Genomic DNA, 1,436 nt, shown 5'->3' with positions numbered 1-1,436 from the left:
CACGCACGTCGTGCCCGGAACGCTCCAGCGTCCCGGGCAACGCCGCCTTCACCAGGCATCCGGCCAGATCCCGGCCTCGACCGCCGCGACCGCGCACGTGGCCAGCAGGCCCAGCACGCCCACCGCGTGCCAGACCACCGCCATGTCGTCGGTCGGCGCCGCGGCCATGAGGAGGAGCAGCGTCCGGGTGTCCGGCGGCAGCGCGGCCACCGACTGCCGGAAGTGCTCCTCCAGCAGTCTGCTCACCGGCAGCGGCTCGGGCATCGGCGCGACCCCGGCCAACTGCTCGGCACCGAGGTGCGACGCCAGTTCGATGAGCGCCAGCGGATTGCCACCGGTGTCGGTCACGATGGAGTCCGCGACCGCCGTGTCCAGGCGCGGGTGTCGGCGCGCGGGTGCGGATGCCGGCTGCGGACCTCCTGCCCGCAGGGCGGCGGGTACGGTTCGACCTCGGCGCCCGGCCGGCTCCTTCAGCGCGGTGCGCGACGGCGGGGATGAGCGGCCGTGTCGCGCGACAAGGGCGGCTGCCCGTGGCGGTCGGGCGAGAGGCCCTAGGCCTTCGAGTTCGGCTTCCAGTCCTGGGCGAGGAGTCCGAGCAGGATCTCGTCCAGGACGCCCATCACCCAGGCCGAGGAGCGCAGCACGCCCTCGCGGATGAAGCCGTTGCGCTCGGCGGAGCGGAGCATCGCGGTGTTGTCCGCGAGCGTTTCGATCTGTAGCCGTTGCAGGCCGCGTACGACGAAGCCGTAGTGGCACAGCGTCGCGACCACGTCGGTGCCGTAGCCCTTGCCTCGGCAGGACGGGAGCAGTCCCAGCCCGATGTGCGCGTACCGGTTGTGGGTGTCGATGCCCCACAGCGCCGCGGTGCCGATCAGCGTGCCGCCCGTCAGTTCCACCACGGAGAACAGGACGCGCCGCTGGTCCTTGGCGTCCACCACGAGCCGCGGGTCCTTCGAGCCGGGCGTGACCGGCCGCCACGGTGCGCTTTCGGCCCGTGAGGAGTTGACCACGTCGTCGTAGAGCTCGGCCCGCAGGACCGGGATGTCTTCCTCGTGCCGGGCCCTGAGTCCGACCTTGCCGCCTCGTAGCATGCGAGCTTCCTATCCGGCCGGACCGACCCGCGGCAAACCAATATGCGGTCGCCGCAGCCGGATCGCCCGTACCCAAAGGCAGCCGCGTTCAGCACAGGGTGCAGTCCTGGCATCACTCCGCGTAACACTGTGTGACATCAATCATGGTCGTCGGGTAAACCTGTGTGATTACCTGGTTGATGTTGAGTCAAGTTGGCTTGACGTCGTCCGCGTGGTGGGGCCGGGAGTTGGCGGTGTGCCTTCCGGCGGGGTGTTCACCGGCGGGGTGTTCATGGGGGCGTGGGGGCATGGGGGCGCGTTGACCGCGTTTCCTTCTCGGGCCGCCACCTGCTGTTTTCGGCGAGA

2 protein-coding genes are annotated in these 1,436 nt (G+C 70.4%); both read right to left on the bottom strand.

Features of this window, described 5'->3' with window-relative positions; genetic code table 11:
• Positions 1-48 precede the first annotated feature (48 nt).
• Positions 49-348: a hypothetical protein gene (locus WH07_RS31010; RefSeq protein ID WP_046507422.1), complete on the bottom strand. Its 300-nt coding sequence runs from the start codon at positions 346-348 to the stop codon at positions 49-51.
• Positions 349-551: 203 nt separating this feature from the next.
• Positions 552-1,091, bottom strand: a complete 540-nt coding sequence (locus tag WH07_RS31005; protein ID WP_046507420.1) for a GNAT family N-acetyltransferase — start codon at positions 1,089-1,091, stop codon at positions 552-554.
• Positions 1,092-1,436 lie beyond the last annotated feature (345 nt).

This window comes from Streptomyces odonnellii (genome assembly GCF_000981895.1).
GTDB lineage: Bacteria > Actinomycetota > Actinomycetes > Streptomycetales > Streptomycetaceae > Streptomyces > Streptomyces odonnellii.
This window is presented reverse-complemented; position numbering and strand designations above follow the sequence as displayed.